The organism is Bradyrhizobium aeschynomenes, assembly GCF_013178945.1.
GTDB classification, from domain to species: domain Bacteria; phylum Pseudomonadota; class Alphaproteobacteria; order Rhizobiales; family Xanthobacteraceae; genus Bradyrhizobium; species Bradyrhizobium aeschynomenes.
In genome coordinates this window covers 46,761-62,865 of the sequence record NZ_JABFDM010000015.1, presented here as the reverse complement: position 1 = coordinate 62,865, position 16,105 = coordinate 46,761, and the positions used below count along the sequence as shown (strand labels likewise).

The 16,105-nt window shown below is 67.2% G+C and carries 20 protein-coding genes and 1 tRNA gene; 12 read left to right on the top strand and 9 right to left on the bottom strand.

Annotated features, from left to right (window positions below):
- Positions 1–18 precede the first annotated feature (18 nt).
- Positions 19–201 carry a hypothetical protein gene (locus HL666_RS30260; protein WP_172185173.1) on the top strand — a complete coding sequence of 61 codons (183 nt, stop codon included), beginning with the start codon at positions 19–21 and terminating at the stop codon, positions 199–201.
- A gap of 76 nt (positions 202–277) precedes the next feature.
- Here the strand turns inward: HL666_RS30260 and HL666_RS30255 are convergent, their stop codons facing one another.
- From HL666_RS30255 to efp, 3 genes are all read right to left on the bottom strand, one after another.
- Entirely contained in the window at positions 278–541 is a 264-nt protein-coding gene (locus HL666_RS30255) for a hypothetical protein (protein WP_172109169.1), read from the bottom strand.
- Between the two features lie 75 nt (positions 542–616).
- Positions 617–2,248, bottom strand: a complete 1,632-nt coding sequence (locus tag HL666_RS30250) for a M23 family metallopeptidase (protein ID WP_172185171.1) — start codon at positions 2,246–2,248, stop codon at positions 617–619.
- A gap of 53 nt (positions 2,249–2,301) precedes the next feature.
- Positions 2,302–2,868, bottom strand: a complete 567-nt coding sequence (gene efp / locus HL666_RS30245) for an elongation factor P (protein ID WP_172109165.1) — start codon at positions 2,866–2,868, stop codon at positions 2,302–2,304.
- A 138-nt stretch (positions 2,869–3,006) separates the two neighbouring features.
- Here efp and epmA point away from each other — a divergent pair, with 138 nt between their 5' ends.
- The 3 genes from epmA to HL666_RS30230 are packed head-to-tail and all read left to right on the top strand — an operon-like array spanning position 3,007 to position 5,437.
- The gene (gene epmA / locus HL666_RS30240) at positions 3,007–4,059 is read left to right on the top strand and encodes an EF-P lysine aminoacylase EpmA (RefSeq protein WP_172109163.1); all 1,053 of its coding nucleotides are present in this window, start codon (positions 3,007–3,009) and stop codon (positions 4,057–4,059) included.
- A complete protein-coding gene (locus tag HL666_RS30235; RefSeq protein ID WP_172185169.1) occupies positions 4,056–5,150 on the top strand; it encodes a lysine-2,3-aminomutase-like protein in 1,095 nt (364 codons plus the stop codon). The genes epmA and HL666_RS30235 overlap by 4 nt, the downstream gene beginning before the upstream one ends.
- A gap of 50 nt (positions 5,151–5,200) precedes the next feature.
- Positions 5,201–5,437 carry a hypothetical protein gene (locus tag HL666_RS30230; protein ID WP_172185167.1) on the top strand — a complete coding sequence of 79 codons (237 nt, stop codon included), beginning with the start codon at positions 5,201–5,203 and terminating at the stop codon, positions 5,435–5,437.
- A 50-nt stretch (positions 5,438–5,487) separates the two neighbouring features.
- Here the strand turns inward: HL666_RS30230 and HL666_RS30225 are convergent, their stop codons facing one another.
- From HL666_RS30225 to HL666_RS30210, 4 genes are all read right to left on the bottom strand, one after another.
- Positions 5,488–6,573: a 3-deoxy-7-phosphoheptulonate synthase gene (locus HL666_RS30225; RefSeq protein WP_172109157.1), complete on the bottom strand. Its 1,086-nt coding sequence runs from the start codon at positions 6,571–6,573 to the stop codon at positions 5,488–5,490.
- A gap of 231 nt (positions 6,574–6,804) precedes the next feature.
- Positions 6,805–7,392, bottom strand: coding sequence for an HdeD family acid-resistance protein (locus HL666_RS30220; RefSeq protein WP_172109155.1), 588 nt, complete (start codon positions 7,390–7,392; stop codon positions 6,805–6,807).
- Positions 7,393–7,509: 117 nt separating this feature from the next.
- Positions 7,510–8,538 (bottom strand): PrsW family intramembrane metalloprotease, encoded by a 1,029-nt coding sequence (locus HL666_RS30215; RefSeq protein WP_172131898.1) that lies wholly within the window; start codon positions 8,536–8,538, stop codon positions 7,510–7,512.
- Positions 8,539–8,729: 191 nt separating this feature from the next.
- Positions 8,730–8,966: a hypothetical protein gene (locus HL666_RS30210; protein ID WP_172109151.1), complete on the bottom strand. Its 237-nt coding sequence runs from the start codon at positions 8,964–8,966 to the stop codon at positions 8,730–8,732.
- A gap of 314 nt (positions 8,967–9,280) precedes the next feature.
- On the opposite strand from HL666_RS30210, the gene HL666_RS30205 reads away from it, so the two are divergent.
- The 4 genes from HL666_RS30205 to HL666_RS30190 all read left to right on the top strand — a co-directional run bounded on the left by HL666_RS30205 (position 9,281) and on the right by HL666_RS30190 (position 12,832).
- Complete coding sequence (locus tag HL666_RS30205; protein ID WP_172185165.1) at positions 9,281–10,426, top strand: PLP-dependent cysteine synthase family protein; 1,146 nt, start codon at positions 9,281–9,283, stop codon at positions 10,424–10,426.
- A gap of 153 nt (positions 10,427–10,579) precedes the next feature.
- Entirely contained in the window at positions 10,580–11,812 is a 1,233-nt protein-coding gene (gene hemA / locus HL666_RS30200) for a 5-aminolevulinate synthase (protein ID WP_172185163.1), read from the top strand.
- A 140-nt stretch (positions 11,813–11,952) separates the two neighbouring features.
- Positions 11,953–12,528, top strand: coding sequence for a hemerythrin domain-containing protein (locus HL666_RS30195; protein WP_172109145.1), 576 nt, complete (start codon positions 11,953–11,955; stop codon positions 12,526–12,528).
- A gap of 82 nt (positions 12,529–12,610) precedes the next feature.
- Positions 12,611–12,832, top strand: coding sequence for a hypothetical protein (locus HL666_RS30190; protein ID WP_172109136.1), 222 nt, complete (start codon positions 12,611–12,613; stop codon positions 12,830–12,832).
- A 233-nt stretch (positions 12,833–13,065) separates the two neighbouring features.
- Here the strand turns inward: HL666_RS30190 and HL666_RS30185 are convergent, their stop codons facing one another.
- Positions 13,066–13,818, bottom strand: coding sequence for a hypothetical protein (locus tag HL666_RS30185; RefSeq protein ID WP_172185161.1), 753 nt, complete (start codon positions 13,816–13,818; stop codon positions 13,066–13,068).
- Between the two features lie 204 nt (positions 13,819–14,022).
- Here HL666_RS30185 and HL666_RS30180 point away from each other — a divergent pair, with 204 nt between their 5' ends.
- The 4 genes from HL666_RS30180 to HL666_RS34460 all read left to right on the top strand — a co-directional run bounded on the left by HL666_RS30180 (position 14,023) and on the right by HL666_RS34460 (position 15,344).
- Complete coding sequence (locus HL666_RS30180) at positions 14,023–14,355, top strand: monooxygenase system ferredoxin subunit (RefSeq protein ID WP_172109131.1); 333 nt, start codon at positions 14,023–14,025, stop codon at positions 14,353–14,355.
- A 219-nt stretch (positions 14,356–14,574) separates the two neighbouring features.
- A tRNA-Glu gene (locus HL666_RS30175) sits at positions 14,575–14,649 on the top strand.
- A 132-nt stretch (positions 14,650–14,781) separates the two neighbouring features.
- Positions 14,782–15,039: a PilZ domain-containing protein gene (locus HL666_RS30170; protein ID WP_172109129.1), complete on the top strand. Its 258-nt coding sequence runs from the start codon at positions 14,782–14,784 to the stop codon at positions 15,037–15,039.
- 47 nt (positions 15,040–15,086) lie between these two features.
- On the top strand, positions 15,087–15,344 hold the full coding sequence (locus HL666_RS34460) for a porin (RefSeq protein ID WP_172131894.1): 258 nt from the start codon (positions 15,087–15,089) through the stop codon (positions 15,342–15,344).
- 5 nt (positions 15,345–15,349) lie between these two features.
- Here HL666_RS34460 and HL666_RS30160 read toward each other — a convergent pair whose 3' ends face one another.
- Positions 15,350–16,015, bottom strand: a complete 666-nt coding sequence (locus tag HL666_RS30160; RefSeq protein ID WP_172109125.1) for a glutathione S-transferase family protein — start codon at positions 16,013–16,015, stop codon at positions 15,350–15,352.
- Positions 16,016–16,105: the final 90 nt, after the last annotated feature.

Sequence of the window (16,105 nt, the reverse complement as noted above, 5' to 3'; positions counted from 1 at the left end):
TTAAACGAGGAGGCGCATATGACCGACGCGAACGATCCGCTCAAGCCGGACGATTTTCCGCTCGAGGCCGACAAGGAGCGGGTGCGGTGCCAGAATGGCAAGCCGATCGCCACGACGAAGGACGCGGCGATGGCACATGAGATCGCCGAGCGCCTCAACGCCGAGGAACACCGGCGAGAAGAGGACAAGTGGTCGGCTTGAGTCGTGACGATGGCTTCAGGTTGCGGGCTGCGAGACGGCTGACGGCGTCGCGCTCCCCGGCGGGGGACTCGTGCTCTCAGAACGGATTGGCCGGCTGCGCGCGTTTGGGCCCTTCGGGCTTCGGCTCCACGGCGAGGCGTGGGTCGGTCGGCATCACGCGGGCGCCGGCGGCGCGGGCGACTTCGCCGGTCATCGAGTGTCGGGCCGCCTCGGCGGATTTGATCTCCGGCGGATGCCAGCGGTCGCGCACCAGCATGGTGAGCGCGCCGACGCATGCCAGCGCGATGGCCGCCGACATCAGCGCCAATCCGGTCCTGCGATCAAGCGTGCTCGTGGTCATCCGTCATCCTCCGTCTGGCAGCTAACCCGCAGCGGTGGAGGTCGGTTCCGGCACGTCGCGCCGCCGCGGCTGCGTTCAGTTCCGATCGCGCCCTGCAGCGGCATCGGCGGCCGGGCCGAGCGGCGAAGAGTCTAGTGCCGGCGTTCCCAGTGCCCCGGTCGTCGCCGGGGGCGGCGTTGCCGCGATCTCCACCCCGACCTCGCGGCCGCGGCCGCCGATCAGACGCTCATAGGCCGCGATCAGGGTCATGTAGGGATTGACCCAGATCCAGCCGTCGCGCGTGAACAGCTGGACGTCGAAATGCAGATGCCGCGTGGTGCCGTTGGGATGGTCGAGATAGTTCGACACCACGCCGATCGGCTCGCCCTCGCGAAGTCTGCGGCCGTTGAGCAGGCCGTCTTTGTCCATCGCGGCCGGGTTCATGTGCATGTAGCGGAAGCGGACGTGCTCGGTGCCGCTATTGACCTGGATGATGGCGCCCTGTTGCCTGGCGCTCCGGATCACCACGCCGTCGCGCACCGCGAGCACGCGCTGCCGCCACGGATCGCAGCCGTCGGGACCGTCGCGGCGGACCGGACATGCGCCGGGCCGGAGATCCTGGCCCTGGTGGCCTAACCCGCTGGCGCACTGGCCGACGTTGAAGTCGCGGGTTTCGCAGAAATTGTCGCGCCAGGGATATTGGCTCCAGGGCTGGTCGAACTTGTCGCTGGTGCGGCGGCGGCCGAACGATTGCGAATGCACATAGGCCGGCGCGTCGAGCGGATAGCGGATCTGGGAATAGGCGGTCGGATCGGCGCGGCCGCCCTGGCCGCGCGCACCCGAGTTGACGACGATGTCGCCGACCGGACGATAGGTGAAGTCGGCATCGGAGGCCGACGGCCGCTCGGCGGCGATCGGCGTGATCTCCGGTGCGTTGCGCGACGGTTGGCCGCCGGCGACGCGCAGCGCCCTCAGAAAGCGCTCGGCGATCGGATACGCCTCGCGGCACGCGAGGCGCTTCGGCCGCGGTGCGCTGTCGAGGCACTGGATCGAGACCACATAGGGCACGCCGAAGCGGGTGAAGGCGTAGCGGACATAGCCCTCGCGGATGAAGCGGCGCAGGTCGGGATATTGCGCCGACAGCGCCTTCACGCCCTCGCCCTTGCCGCCGGCGGGATCGGCGATGTCGTAGGTGATGAGCGAGCCGGTGATCTGGACCTCGACCGGCTTGGCGAAGATCCGCGACGGCAGGCCCGCGGTCACCTCCGGTGCAAGCGAGAACACGGCGTCGTAGCCGGAGGGGCCGGCATCGAACAGGTCGGCCTGGAAGTCGGCCTGGTAGCGCGGCAGGGTCTGCGGATCGACCGCGCCGCGCCGGCGCGCGCTCAGATAGGCCGACGTGTCGAGCGGCAGCAAAACGGGGACCGGACTGCGTCCGATCCCCGTGAAGACGGTCGAGGTCACGCCGTTGAGCTGGACCAAAGCGGGCCGTCGGCGCGGGTCATCGCTGCTGACGTCGCGCCGGCGCGCCGACAGCGCGACATCGGCTGCGACGTCAGGTGCCGTCGTGAGCTCGGAACGAAGCTGGTCGAGCGCCGCGCGCCAGTCGGCGCGCTGAAGCGAGATGGCAGGCGTGGCGAAGGAGTCGGCCGCGCGTCCCGCGGAGGTCGCGGCCAGCGTGATCACCGCCGCCAGGGCTGCGGTGATAAAGGTGATCCTTGCCCCCAATCCCCACGCCCCCCGGCGTCAGATCATGCCATCGCTGCGCGCACCATCATGCGTCAATCCTTGGCGCGCTCGCAATAGGAGCCGTCCTCGGTCATCACCACGATGCGGGTGCCGACCGTGATGTGCGCCGGCACGCCGGTGCGGACGCCGTTCGACAGCACCGCCGGCTTGTAGGACGACGACGCCGTCTGGCCCTTGGTGACCGGCTCGGTCTCGACGACCTCGAGCGTGACGCGCTGGGGCAGGGCGATCGCCACCGGCACCACGTCGTGCATCGACAGCTTGACGGTCATGTTCTCCTGGAGATAGGCGGCCTGCGTGCCGACCACGTCCTTCGGCACCTGGACCTGGTCGTAGGTTTCCGGGTTCATGAAGTGGAAGCCGTCGGCATCTTCGTACAGGAAGGTGAAGTTGCGCTCCTCGATCGTTGCCTTCTCGACCTGGTCGGTGGTCTTGAAGCGCTCGGAGATCTTCACGCCGTCGCTGATTCGGCGCATTTCGATCTGGCTGACCGGGGTGCCCTTGCCGGGATGGATGTTCTCGGCGGTCACGACGACATAGAGCTTTCCATCTTGCTCAATGACGTTACCCTTGCGAATAGAGCTGGCGATGACTTTCAAAGCTGTTTTCCTGACACTGAAAAGGGGGCGCCGGGCAGGGCCGGGGCGCCACGTGACGCGGGATGCGGTTTCGGGCGGCAACATACTGATTTTGTCCGGGGTTGCCAGTCTTTTGCGCCTCCGGCGGGCGATCCCCTGATGTCCCGGGAGCCCGCGCCGTCCCCCTGGTGGTCGCCGCAGCGGCACGCCGACGTCAGGCCGTTCCTCCAGGCGCGGGCCGCAATCGTCCGCGCGCTGCGGGCCTGGTTCGACGAGCAGGGCTTCATGGAGGTCGAGACCGGCGTCCTGCAGGTGTCGCCTGGCAACGAGACCCATCTGCACGCCCCGGCCACCGAGCTGACGGCGGTCGATGGAACCCGGCATCGGCGGTATCTCAGGACCTCGCCGGAATTCGCCTGCAAGAAGCTGCTGGCGGCCGGGGAGCGCCGGATCTTCGAGTTTGCCCGCGTCTTCCGCGACCGCGAGCGCGGCGATCTGCACTTGCCGGAATTCACCATGCTCGAGTGGTATCGCGCCGAGGCGCCTTACGACGCCATCATGGCGGATACGGTCGTGGTGATCGCCCACGCCGCCCAGGCGACCGGCATCCGCCAGTTCGCTTTCCGTGGCCGGACCGCCGATCCCTTCGCCGAACCCGAGCTGCTGACGGTGGCCGCAGCCTTCGCCCGCCATGCAAGCATCGACCTCTTGGCCACCATCCGTGACCGGACGGGAGACCGTGAGGCGCTCGCGGCGGCCGCTGCGGGCAAGATCCGGATCACCGCGGACGACACCTGGTCGGACCTGTTCAGCAAGCTGCTGGTCGAGTACGTCGAGCCGCATCTCGGGCAGGGACGGTTGACCGTGCTGTATGAATACCCATCGCCTGAGGCTGCGCTGGCGCGGGTGAAGACCGGCGACCCCCGCGTCGCCGAGCGCTTCGAGGTCTATGCCTGCGGCGTCGAGCTGGCCAACGGCTTCGGCGAACTGACGGACGCGGCCGAGCAGCGCCGCCGCTTCGAGGACGAGATGGCTGAGAAGCAGCGGCGTTATGGCGAGCGCTATCCGCTCGACGAGGATTTCCTCGCCGCCGTGGCCGCGATGCCGCAGGCGAGCGGCGTTGCCCTCGGCTTCGACCGGCTGGTGATGCTGGCGGCCGGCGCTGTCAGGATCGATCAGGTGGTGTGGACGCCGCCGGCAGGTGAGCGATGAACAGGATCGAACGGCCCACGACATTGCGCAGCGCGGCCGACCTGGTCGCACAGGGCCTCGCCGATCCGAGCGAGCAGGCCGCGCTGGAGCGCGTGGCCGAGCGCTACGCCGTCGCAGTGACGACGCATCTGGCCGACCTGATCGACGTCGACGATCCCAATGATCCGATTGCGCGCCAGTTCGTGCCGTCGGAAGAGGAGCTGGTCGCGGCGCCCGGCGAACGCGGCGATCCGATCGGCGACGATGCGCATGCGCCGGTGCCGGGCATCGTGCACCGTTATCCCGATCGCGTGCTGCTCAAGCTCGTGCATGTCTGCGCGGTGTATTGCCGCTTCTGCTTCCGCCGCGAGATGGTCGGTCCCGGCAAGGACAATGCGCTGTCGGAGGACGCCTATCGCGGCGCGCTGGACTACATCCGCGCGCACGGCGAAATCTGGGAGGTCATCCTCACCGGTGGCGATCCCCTGATGCTGTCGCCGCGGCGGCTGAAGGAGATCATGGCCGATCTCGCTGATATCGAGCACGTCAGGATCATCCGCATCCACACGCGGCTGCCGGTCGCAGATCCCCGGCGCATCACGCCGGCGCTGGTCGATGCGCTGAAGGCGCAGAATGCAGCGACCTGGGTGGCGCTCCATGCCAATCATCCGCGCGAATTGAGCGCGGAGGTGCGCGCCGCCTGCGCGCGGCTGGTCGACGCAGGGATTCCGATGGTGAGCCAGTCGGTGCTGCTGCGCGGGGTGAATGACGATGCCGCGGTTCTGGCTGCGCTGATGCGCGCGTTTGTCGAGACCCGTATCAAGCCGTATTATCTGCACCACGGCGATCTCGCTCCGGGGACAGCCCATCTGCGTACGACCCTGGCGCAGGGGCAGGCCCTGGTCCGGTCGCTGCGCGGCCGCGTGTCAGGCCTATGTCAGCCCGACTATGTGCTCGACATTCCCGGCGGCCATGGCAAGGCGCCGGTGGGGCCGCAATACCTCACTGCCGATGATTCTGTTGAGCAGGATCATGCCGCGGATGCGCAAAAGCGCTATCGTGTGATTGACTATTGCGGCGAGGCGCACCTCTATCCGCCCGCCGGGGAATGAAGTGTCCCGGCGATTCCGCTGAAGTCGATCCGCAGACACGGAGGAGCAACATGAAGAAACTTGCGCTCGCGATGGGGCTCCTGATCCTCGTGACCGATGGCGCCGTGCTGGCGCAGAGCAGCGGTGCGAGCGGCGATCCCTCGACGCAGATGCAGAAGAAGCGCCGCCAGCCGCGTCCGAGCGATCTGCCGAAGGCCGAGCAGGCCGAGGAAAGTTCGATGAGCGGCATGAGCAAGGAAGAGCGCGAGCTCGATCGCAAGATCAAGAGCATCTGCCGCGGCTGCTGAGAGCGGCCACGGCGCGCCGGAGGCGCACCGCTCATTCATGCCAATGGGCCTTAAGCCGAGCGCTCTCGCACGGCCTCGCGGCCCAGCGCCCGTCGCGCCGCGACCGCCTCGGCGAGCCGCTCCAGCACCTCGACCGTCGTGTCCCATCCGATGCAGCCGTCGGTGATGCTCTGGCCGTAGGTCAGCGGCACGCCAGGCTTGACGTCCTGCCGGCCCGCCACGAGATGACTTTCGATCATCACGCCCATGATGCGCTGCTCGCCCGCGATGAGCTGGCCTGCGATGTCGGCGGCGACGAGCGGCTGGTTCTCCGGCTTCTTGCTCGAATTGGCGTGGCTGGTGTCGATCATCAGCCGCGCCGGCAGGCCAGCCTTGATCAGCTCGGCCGAGGCCTGCTCGACATGAGCTGCGTCGTAGTTCGGGCCGCTGCCGCCGCGCAGGATGATGTGGCAGTCCTCGTTGCCCGTGGTCGCCGCGATGCCGGAGCGGCCGCCCTTGGTCACCGCCATGAAATGATGCGGGTGCGCGGCCGACTTCACCGCATCCGTCGCGATGCGGATGTTGCCGTCGGTGCCGTTCTTGAAGCCGACCGGACAGGACAGGCCGGAGGCGAGCTCGCGATGGATCTGGCTCTCGGTCGTGCGCGCGCCGATCGCGGCCCAGGCGACGAGATCCGCGATGTATTGCGGCGTCGTCATGTCGAGGAATTCGCATCCGGCCGGCAGGCCCAGATTGTTGACCGCCGAGAGCACGCTGCGCGCGAGGCGCAGGCCCTTGTTGATGTCGAACGAGTTGTCGAGACCGGGATCGTTGATCAGGCCCTTCCAGCCGACGGTGGTGCGCGGCTTCTCGAAATACACGCGCATCACGATCTCGAGCCGATCGCCCAGGCGCTCGCGCAGCGCCGCGAGCCGGCCGGCGTAGTCGATCGCGGCGTCCGGATCATGGATCGAGCAGGGGCCGACGATGACCAGCAGGCGGTCGTCGCTCCCGGTCAGGATGGCGTGGATGGCGTTACGCGCGGCCATCACCACCCGGGTGGCGGTGAGGGTCCGCGGAATCTCGCCCATCACCTCCACGGGCAGGCTCAACTCCTTGATTTCCTTGATACGAAGATCGTCTGTGGTGCTCAGCACGGCGGGCTCCTGCGTGTCTTGGTGGGCACCTGCCGGCAATAAAAAAGCCGCCAGGTCTGGCGGCTCGTTCGGATATCTTGCTGCAATGTGTCAGATTGAGCGCGATCCTCCCGCCGCCAGCGAGCTGTCGTAGCTAAAGTACCAATAATAGCTGGTGGCGACGGTGATCATGACAGGCTCTATAGCGGCCGCGCGGCCGCTTGTCATCCGGAAAATCGTGACCGTCCGGCCTCAGGCATTGCGCGCGGCGAGCGCCATGCCGATCATCGACAGCCCGCCGAACAGCAGGTTGATGCCGACCAGCAGGCCGATCGCCCACGTCGCCGTGCCCGGCAGGCCAGAGATGATGATGCCGGCGATCGCGATGTCGACGATGCCGGAGATGGCGAGCCACGACCAGCGTCCTGATAGCTCGCGCCGGTGCTCCAGCGCATACATGATGGTGGCGACGCCCTCCGCGAGGAAATAGACGCCCACCACGACGGTCAGCGTGACCGTGCCCTGGACCGGCTGTGCCACCAGGATGAAGCCGGCGATGATGGCCAACGCCGCAGATAGCAGCGACCACCAGAAGCCGGGCATGCCGCGCGCCCAGAAGGTGAGCGCCAGCCCGGCAATGCCCGAGATCAGGAACATCCAGCCGAGGAAGATCGTCACCGCGAGGCTCGCCAGCGGGGTGAGAACCATCGCAACAAGGCCGAGCACCGCGAGCAGGATGCCTTCGATGAGAAAGGCCTTCCAATGCGCGTGCACGGCCGCGCTCATCTGCGACCTCATGCGCTCGAGCTCGGGCGGAATCGAATCCTGGGGAAGGGTCATTGATCGTCACTCCGGGCAAGGCCACGCGCCTGCCTGCCAGGCAAATGGTGAGGAACGGCGGCCCGGACAAGCGCGTGATGCGCGTTTCGCTGCAATCCGAGGTCCTGCGGCCTGCGCCTACGCAGTCGTCCGCATCCGGTTGCGGCCGAAGACATAGATGGTGGTCGTGACAATCAGGAGGGCGACCCCGAGCAGGATTGCCGTCAGCCCCAGGGGAACCAGGACGCCGGCGACGTTGCGATCGGGGTTGAGCAGCCAGTGCCGGATCGAGGTCAGCACGAAGCCCAGACCAATGAAGCCGGCCGCGCCGCCGAGCAGCAGCAGCGCCCACATCCGGCGCAACTGGCTGAGCCGGGCCTTCGCCACCTCGGTGCGTGGTGTGTGGTGATGGGCGACCCGGCGCACCAGCCGCACGGCAAGCCCGATCGAGGAGAAGCCGATCAAGACGCTGACGCCGCCGAGCCAGAGCCGTGAGGTCGGATCGAGATTGGAGGCCCGCTGCAGCAGCAGCAGAGGATAGTCGAAGGCCGCATGCAGCGCCACGGGGGCGGCCAGCACCAGCGCCCAGCTCGACATCCGCGCCCAGTCGCGGTTGTGCCGGTTGGCGCCGAGCGCCGTCGAGGTGCGGGCGATCGCCAGATAGGCGCCGGCGATGATGCCGAGCGCACCATGGAACGGCACGGTGAGCACGCTGCGCAGGATCGCCAGCGAACGCCACATCTCCGCGTGCTGGACGAGGTAGGCGAGGTTCTCATAGGCCGCGAAGCCGAGGCCGACTGCAGCGCCATAGAACACCGTATCCATGGCATTGCCGACTTGGCGGCGCCGCGACCATAGCGCCGCGATCACGGCCACCTTGGCGATCTCTTCCGGGAGAGCGACGGTGAACAGGGCCCGGACGGCCTGCGCAATCCACGGGTTCTCCAGCGACAATCCGACGTGCTGGAACGGGATCCTGACGATGCCGAGCAGCAACACGCTGGCTGCCCCGAGCAGGAATGCGGTCCATATCTTGAGCGGCGGACCGGAATTGTCCCCGGCGGCCACCACCAGCCACAGGATCAGCAGCGCAGGGGCGATGGCAGCGGTGCCGATTACGGTCGCAAGCGCTTCGAGCAGGGTCATTTGCGAGGGCAGGTAGGCCATGGTCTCCAATCATTCCGTGCCGCTGGCCGAACCAACTCGTCACCTGCCGCGCCTGGCATGGGGTCGACGTCGGTCCGTGGCTGCGAGCCACGACCTACATGTCGGCAAAAACGGCCGCACATCAAGGCATGGACGGAGCGGACCTCGCGCGGCCGTCCCGCAAGCCGGAGGGTGGTCCCAGGGCGCCCGCCTCAGCGCGTCCGGGAGCCTCGCGCAGCCGCGCCGTCACCGTCACGCGGGGTCTCCCGCCGTGGCTCGACCGGCGTCCAGGCGTCGGTGCGCGACGTCGTCGGCGCCTGCGCCGTGGTCGGTGTCTCCACGCAGCTCAGGCGCGGGGTCGGATCGGCGACACGCCGGCATTCCAGGCCCTCTGCCGAGGCCGCCTGGCTGATTGCACACGCAACAAGGATGATCGAAACAACTCTCATGGTGCCCCTCGGAGCGGGCTCGGTGCGCCCGCATGCATGGGTCGATTGCGGTCGCGCCCGGTCGACCATGCCCGGCCATACTTCGTCGCGAAAGTGTGCATTTGTTTGACCATTGTCGCCGTCATTCAAAATTCCTGCTGAGGCGCGCACGTGCGACTGCCTCGCGTTGCGCGCGGGGCGAGAGCCTTGGGGGTGGCGCGGCGGCTGCGCGGGAACTTGCGAATCGCTGGCGCCGAGCCGTTTGCCCCCAGCTTGCTCCGCATGACCGGACCGACGGGCTTGATGCCGGCAAGCGATCATGGTCGGTTGCCGCAATGAATTCGCCGCTTTGGTCACCTTCCATCCCCTGTGGTCCGCGCTATCGCCGCGGCTGGGTCGACGACGCCGTGGCGGCCATCGAGGCCGACCAGTGCCGGACCGCCGACACCCATCTGATCCGCCTGATCCTGCCCGCGCTCGCCGGCATCGATGTCTACCTGAAGGACGAATCGACGCACCCGACCGGCAGCCTCAAGCATCGGTTGGCGCGCTCGCTGTTCCTGTACGCGCTGTGCAACGGCCATATCCGTGAGGGCACGCCGGTCGTCGAGGCCTCCTCGGGCTCGACCGCGGTGTCCGAGGCCTACTTCGCGCAGATGATCGGCGTGCCGTTCTATGCCGTCATGCCGCGCACGACCTCGGCGGAAAAGATCGCGGCGATCACGCATTATGGCGGCAACTGCCACCTGATCGACGACGGCCGCGCGCTCTATGCCGAGGCGGCGGCGCTCGCGAGCCGGCTCGGCGGCCATTACATGGACCAGTTCACCTTCGCCGAGCGTGCCACCGACTGGCGCGGCAACAACAACATCGCCGAGTCGATCTTCACCCAGTTGCAGGGCGAGCGTTGTCCGCTGCCCGAATGGATCGTGATGGGGGCGGGAACCGGCGGCACGTCGGCCACGATGGGGCGCTATCTGCGCTATCGCCGCCATCCGACGCGACTGTGCGTCGCCGATGTCGAGCACTCGGCGTTCTTCGACGCCTTCTGCTCGGGCGATTGCGCGAGGACCTGCGATCGGCCGTCGCTGATCGAGGGCGTCGGCCGTCCGCGCTGCGAGCCGTCCTTCGTGCCCGGCGTGGTCGACCGGATGATGAAGGTGCCGGACGCCGCCTCGATCGCGGCGATGAACGTGCTGACGCGGCGTTTGCGCCGTCCGGTCGGCGGCTCGACCGGGACCAACTTCCTGGCGCTGTGCCGGCTCGCTGCCGAGATGCGGCAGGACGGGCGGACCGGCTCGCTGGTCACGCTGATCTGCGATTCCGGCGAGCGCTACCGCCAGACCTATTACGAGCCGCAATGGCTGGCCGGCCGCGGCCTCGATCCCGCGCCGTACGAGGCAGCTCTGTCCGCGTTTCTCGACACCGGTGGGTCGCTCCCCCTCGACATCGCCGACGCAGCCAATCCCACCAGCCCCTGAGCCGGTCCGGATGCCCTCCGACCTGCTCGATCCCTGATCTGGATCAACGAAGGGGGGGCAGAACTGCGCTTTGGTCCACGCCAGAAACAAACCTCAAGAGGGCTCGCGGGGACCTGTGACGTCGGACCGCCGGGCAGGGGAAGGACGGATCAGGTGAAGACCTACGACAGCTATTTCGACCGCGCCCTCGATCAATTGCACCAGGAGCGCCGCTATCGCGTATTCGCCGATCTCGAGCGCCTCGCCGGCCGCTTTCCGCACGCGATCTGGCATTCGCCAGAGGGGCCGAAGGACGTCGTCATCTGGTGCTCCAACGACTATCTCGGCATGGGCCAGCACCCGAAGGTCATCGGCGCCATGGTCGATGTCGCTGCGCGCATGGGCACCGGCGCCGGCGGCACCCGCAACATCGCCGGCACCAACCATCCGCTGATCGAGCTCGAGCGCGAGCTCGCCGATCTCCACGGCAAGGAAGCCGCGCTGGTGTTCACGTCAGGCTACGTCTCCAACGAGACCGGCATTTCGACGATCGCAAAGCTGCTGCCGAACTGCCTGTTGCTGTCGGATGCGCTGAACCACAATTCGATGATCGAGGGGGTCCGCAAGGCCGGCACCGAGAAGCAGGTCTGGCGGCACAACGACCTCGCCCATCTCGAAGAGCTGCTGCGTCAGGCCGATCCGGACCGGCCCAAGCTGATCGTCTGCGAGAGCCTGTACTCGATGGACGGCGACGTCGCGCCGCTGCATCGCATCTGCGACCTGGCCGAGCGCTACAACGCGCTGACTTACGTGGACGAGGTCCATGCGGTCGGCATGTACGGTCCGCGCGGCGGCGGCATTGCCGAGCGCGACGGCGCGATGGCGCGCATCGACATCCTCGAGGGCACGCTGGCCAAGGCCTACGGCTGCCTCGGCGGCTACATCGCCGCCAACGCCAATCTGATCGACGCCGTGCGCTCCTATGCGCCGGGCTTCATCTTCACCACGGCGCTGCCGCCGCCGGTCTGCGCCGCCGCGACCGCCGCGATCCGCCATTTGAAGACCTCGCAATGGGAGCGCGACCGGCACCAGGACCGCGCCGCGCGGCTGAAGGCCGTGCTCAACGCCTCCGGGCTGCCGGTGATGCCCTCCGATACCCACATCGTGCCGGTGCATGTCGGCGATCCCGAGAAGTGCAAGACGGCGTCCGATCTGCTGTTGGCCGAGCACAGCATCTACATCCAGCCGATCAACTACCCGACCGTGCCGCGCGGCCTGGAGCGGCTGCGCATCACCCCGTCGCCCTACCATGATGACGGCCTGATCGACACGCTTGCCGAAGCGCTGGTCGAGGTCTGGGACCGGCTCGGCCTGCCGCGTGCGTCGCAGGCGATGGCCGCGGAGTAAGGGCTGTCCCGCCGGCCTGTCATGTCGCCGTGTCAGTTTGATCTGCCGCAATGCCGCCCGCGCTCGCGCGGGCGTATTCTTTTGCGATCAGGGGAGCATGCCGGTTCGGCAGTTCCGGCCGGCTCAAAGGCGAGACCGCCATGGCAAAGATCATCGAAGCGCTGCTGCAGGAGCACGAGAATCTCGAGAAGCTTCTTTCGGTGCTCGAGCACGAGCTGGAGCTGTTCGATCACAATCGGAAGCCCGACTACGACATCCTGCAAAGCATCATCGCCTATTTCGAGGACTATCCGCAGCGCTGTCATCATCCCAAGGAGGAGATGATCTTCGCCAAGCTGCGCGCGCGCGATCCCGCGGCGGCGGCCACCTATGGCGACGTCGATGACGAGCACGACAGCGAGGCGCAGCGGCTGCGCGGCTTTGCCGAGGCGGTGAACGCGGTGCTGTCGGACCAGGAGATCCTGCGCGAGAGTTTCCACGCGGCCGTGCTGCAGTTCATCGACAGCCAGCGCGAGCATCTGCGCAAGGAGGAGACGCTGCTGTTTCCTGCTGCCTTGCGCGCCCTGCATGCCGAGGACTGGGCCGACATCGACGCCCGCATGTCCGACCGCAAGGACCCGCTATTCGACGGCGACGTCGCCGAGAAATTTCACAGTCTGGAGCGGTCGATCCTGCGCTGGGAGCAGGAGGCGGAGCAGGCCCGCGCCAGCCGCTGATGGCATTTTGTCCCAATTGCGCCGCGCCGGCAGAGGGCTATAGTTCCACGCCGGGGGCAGGCACTCTTTCACGGAGTTGGCTATGACCGCTTTGAGGACAGGGATCGAACCGGTCCGTGGTTCGCCGTCCGGGGATTCGCTGACCGCCGATGTGGCCGGCCGGCCGGCGCAGGTCCCGATGGCGCAGCAAAATCTCTATGGCAGCCACGGCTACGACATGCACCCGCAGGAGCTGGTCCGGCTCTCCGGTTGTCAGGAGCTCAAGCTGCGGCGCGAGAAGAAGCGTGCATTGCTGCTGAGCTGACCGAGCTCTCCGTAAGCGCACGGCTGTCGCCGTTAGGAGATCATTAACCAGGTCGCGCGACCCTGTCCGTGGACTCCCCCAGGAGTGCGACGGAACCGGCCAGCCGGAGCCGGCAGTCGCGACAAAAGGTCGGCGGCGTAACGCCCGCCGGCCTTTTTGCTGTCGCGTGTCGCAAACCCCACCATCGCAATCGCCCGTTACGGACGACCGAGCTCACGGCGAGGGCGACCCCGTCAGTTGCGCCGCGCCAGCGAGCGCAGAAATCCCTGATATTCCTCGTTCAGCTCCATGTCGACGGCGGGCGCCAGCCGCAGCAGGACGTTGGCGATGAACGCCTGGTCGTTGCGCTTCTCCTCGAGCACCTCGCGCAGCACCGGAACGTTGTCCTCGATGTGATGCAGGAAGGCGACGCCTTTCTCGGCGGTCTCGGTCCAGCGCGCCCGCGTCCATTTCGCCAGCGGATACATGATCTCGTGGACGAAGTTGGACTTGCGCGCCTTCTCGAAGAACCGCAGTCCGGCGCTCCAAGACTCCTTGGCGCGCAAGGGGGGCGGCGGCAGATCGCCCGTCAGCATCTTCTTGCCCGCTTGGCCGACGAAATCGTCGAGCGTGGTCGGCGCGTCGATCGCAGCGCGGAAGTGCCACAGCGCGAACGACCCCGGAAAATCCTGCCCCATGCTGTCGAGCAGGGCGGTCTCGACCTTGTCGACGGCGGGCTTGTCGCCCTTCAATGCCGCCGTCATCGCGAAGGCGAACAGCGCGTCGTTGCCGACCTCATGCACGCCGCCATTCTTCAGCTGCGCAGCCGTCAAAGCCGGCGTCTTGCCGTCAGCAGGCACGACAGCCTCGCCGGCACGTTGCGCCTTGATGAAGGCCGTGATCTCGAGCCAGCCCATCAGGTTGGCGATGAAGGCGTCGGGATCGACATGCACGATCGCGAGATTGAGCGGCTCCTTGCGTGTCCTCAGTTCCGTCATGTCGGTCATGTCGCACTCCGCCGCCACTTGCCGCCGGCCGCACGCTCTGTCGCCTTTGCGACACGACGCGACGTCCAACGCGATCCCAGCGAGTAATGTCGCAAGAAGGGTGCCAGCACCGGGCTGTTGCTGTGGGCGCGAAGAGCGCACGGAATGAGTCTTGCTGGTCTGGCTTCGTCCACGTACGTCGCAGGCAGGACCGAGGAGGCCCGCATGTTCACCCGCGTCTGCAAGGCCGACACAATCGACGAGGGCGGGATGCGCCTCGTCATCGCCGACGCCCAGCTCATCATCCTCGCCTGGCCCGACCAGGGCGAGCTCAAGGCCTTCCAGGGCGTGTGCCCGCATACCGCAGCGCCGATGGAGGAGGCTGGCTTTGACGGCCGCCTGCTGAGCTGTCCGGTGCACAACTGGACCTGGGATGCCCTGACCGGCCAGCCCGTGCATCCGCCGGAGAGCGCGCTGGCCCAGTATCCCCTGAAGGTCGAGGACGGCATCGTCTATATCGACACGGACGGGATCTCTCCGTTGTTTGCGGCGCGTTGAGCATGGCACGACAGGACCGGTAAAGACGTGCAAGGGGCGGCTTGCCCGGGCGGACAAACGCCTCTATACGTTCGGCCGCGCGCGGCACGGAATCATCTCCGGTGGTTCGGCCGACCTCGCAGATCTCAGCCTCAACTCGCTGATTTGTTGAAGGTTTTGCCAAATGCGCGCAGGCGGCGGTGGTGTTGGGGTGGCTTGCCCTGGCAGCATCGTACGTAGGCTCCCTTCGTCTATCGGTTAGGACGCCACCCTTTCACGGTGGAGAGAGCGGTTCGATTCCGCTAGGGAGCGCCACCCCGCACGGTCATCCTCATTATTCGCAATTGATCGACGGTCGGGCTTCCGGTCGGTCGGAGGCCTGTTTGGTCCAATCAACCGTCCATTAGGGTCCTTGCCGTACTGCAGCGGGCAAGCAGGAGAAGGATGATGGCCGCGCCCAAGAAGCGGGAAGCCCGCAAATCGATGAAGCAACCGGCGTGGATCACGCTGGAGGGTGGATTCGCCGTGCGGCACTGCCTGGTTCAGGACATTTCGAGTGCCGGCGCCCGGCTGACCCTGGAGGATGCCGCGGCTCTGCCGGCGACCATCCGGCTCGCCTTCGCGCGTGATGCGCGCACCGGCCGGCTGTGCCAGGTGGTCTGGCGCCGCGGCGCTTCGGTCGGCGTCAAGTTCATCGGGAAGTAGCGCATCGCGCCGTCGCGTTCTCGCGACCGACGCGCTATCAAGCTGATATGTTCAGGTCTTTCATCCTCGGCATCGTCACATGGTTGGCCGTCGCGCCGCTCCCCGCATCCGCGGGCGCGCCGGGGTCATCGCTCCTGACACCCAAGGCCGCGGCAACCAACAAGCCGGCATCCCGTCCCGCCGCGGTCGCTCGGAATCCCTGCGCATCCTACGGCGCCAATTTCGTCCGCGTCGAAGGCACTGACACCTGCATGAAAGTCGGCGGGGCCCTGCGGTTCGAGACGGGGACCTCGGTCGGGCGCTGATGCCCTCACGATAGCGGCGGCGCGATGTGGCGGATGAAGGCCGGGCGCTGCGCGACGACGTGGTACCAGCGCGCCAGGTTGATCAGCTCCGGCTTGACGACGCCTTCGACGCCGAACCAGCGCCGCGCATAGGCGCCGAGCGCGATGTCGGCGAGGGTGAAGCTCTCGGCCTCGACATAGCTTCGCGTCGCCAGATGCGCGTCCAGGATGCGCCACATCGCCGCGGCCTCGTCGGCCGCCTTCTGCAGCCCGCGCATATCGCGCTCCGCGGGCGGAGTTCGCACCAGGCCCCAGAACAGCGGCCGCTCGATCGGCTGCACCGTCGAGAGGGTCCAGTCCAACCAGCGCTCGACGCCGGCGCGGTGGCGCGGCAGGACCGGATAGAGCGGGGTGCCCTTGCCGTCCGCCAGACAGAGATAACGCATGATCGCGTTGCTCTCCCACAGCACGAAATCACCATCGACCAGCGTGGGAATGCGGCCGTTCGGATTCATGGCGAGATAGTCGGCTTCGTTGTTGCGGCCGAATTGCATGCCGGCGTCGATCCGCTCATGAGCGAGGTCGAGCTCGGCGAGACACCACAGCACCTTCTGTACATTCACCGAGTTGGGACGGCCCCAGATCGTCAGTTTGTTGTCGGACACGTTCGGCTCCTGTCTCGGCGTTCGCATGGCATCGACGTTAGCTCATGTTACGCAAAAAGCCCCGCTCGAAGCGGGGCTTTTCCGTCGAACGTATCGTTCGCGGCGATCAGCGGCCGA

What these genes read in the sequence shown, in the direction of transcription:
- HL666_RS30260 (WP_172185173.1), top strand. Translation starts at nt 19, where the DNA reads ATGACCGACGCGAACGATCCGCTCAAGCCGGACGATTTTCCGCTCGAG.
- HL666_RS30255 (WP_172109169.1), bottom strand. Translation starts at nt 541, where the DNA reads ATGACCACGAGCACGCTTGATCGCAGGACCGGATTGGCGCTGATGTCG.
- epmA (WP_172109163.1), top strand. Translation starts at nt 3,007, where the DNA reads ATGTCCCGGGAGCCCGCGCCGTCCCCCTGGTGGTCGCCGCAGCGGCAC.
- HL666_RS30235 (WP_172185169.1), top strand. Translation starts at nt 4,056, where the DNA reads ATGAACAGGATCGAACGGCCCACGACATTGCGCAGCGCGGCCGACCTG.
- HL666_RS30230 (WP_172185167.1), top strand. Translation starts at nt 5,201, where the DNA reads ATGAAGAAACTTGCGCTCGCGATGGGGCTCCTGATCCTCGTGACCGAT.
- HL666_RS30220 (WP_172109155.1), bottom strand. Translation starts at nt 7,392, where the DNA reads ATGACCCTTCCCCAGGATTCGATTCCGCCCGAGCTCGAGCGCATGAGG.
- HL666_RS30215 (WP_172131898.1), bottom strand. Translation starts at nt 8,538, where the DNA reads ATGGCCTACCTGCCCTCGCAAATGACCCTGCTCGAAGCGCTTGCGACC.
- HL666_RS30210 (WP_172109151.1), bottom strand. Translation starts at nt 8,966, where the DNA reads ATGAGAGTTGTTTCGATCATCCTTGTTGCGTGTGCAATCAGCCAGGCG.
- HL666_RS30205 (WP_172185165.1), top strand. Translation starts at nt 9,281, where the DNA reads ATGAATTCGCCGCTTTGGTCACCTTCCATCCCCTGTGGTCCGCGCTAT.
- HL666_RS30195 (WP_172109145.1), top strand. Translation starts at nt 11,953, where the DNA reads ATGGCAAAGATCATCGAAGCGCTGCTGCAGGAGCACGAGAATCTCGAG.
- HL666_RS30190 (WP_172109136.1), top strand. Translation starts at nt 12,611, where the DNA reads ATGACCGCTTTGAGGACAGGGATCGAACCGGTCCGTGGTTCGCCGTCC.
- HL666_RS30185 (WP_172185161.1), bottom strand. Translation starts at nt 13,818, where the DNA reads ATGACCGACATGACGGAACTGAGGACACGCAAGGAGCCGCTCAATCTC.
- HL666_RS30180 (WP_172109131.1), top strand. Translation starts at nt 14,023, where the DNA reads ATGTTCACCCGCGTCTGCAAGGCCGACACAATCGACGAGGGCGGGATG.
- HL666_RS30170 (WP_172109129.1), top strand. Translation starts at nt 14,782, where the DNA reads ATGGCCGCGCCCAAGAAGCGGGAAGCCCGCAAATCGATGAAGCAACCG.
- HL666_RS34460 (WP_172131894.1), top strand. Translation starts at nt 15,087, where the DNA reads ATGTTCAGGTCTTTCATCCTCGGCATCGTCACATGGTTGGCCGTCGCG.
- HL666_RS30160 (WP_172109125.1), bottom strand. Translation starts at nt 16,015, where the DNA reads ATGCGAACGCCGAGACAGGAGCCGAACGTGTCCGACAACAAACTGACG.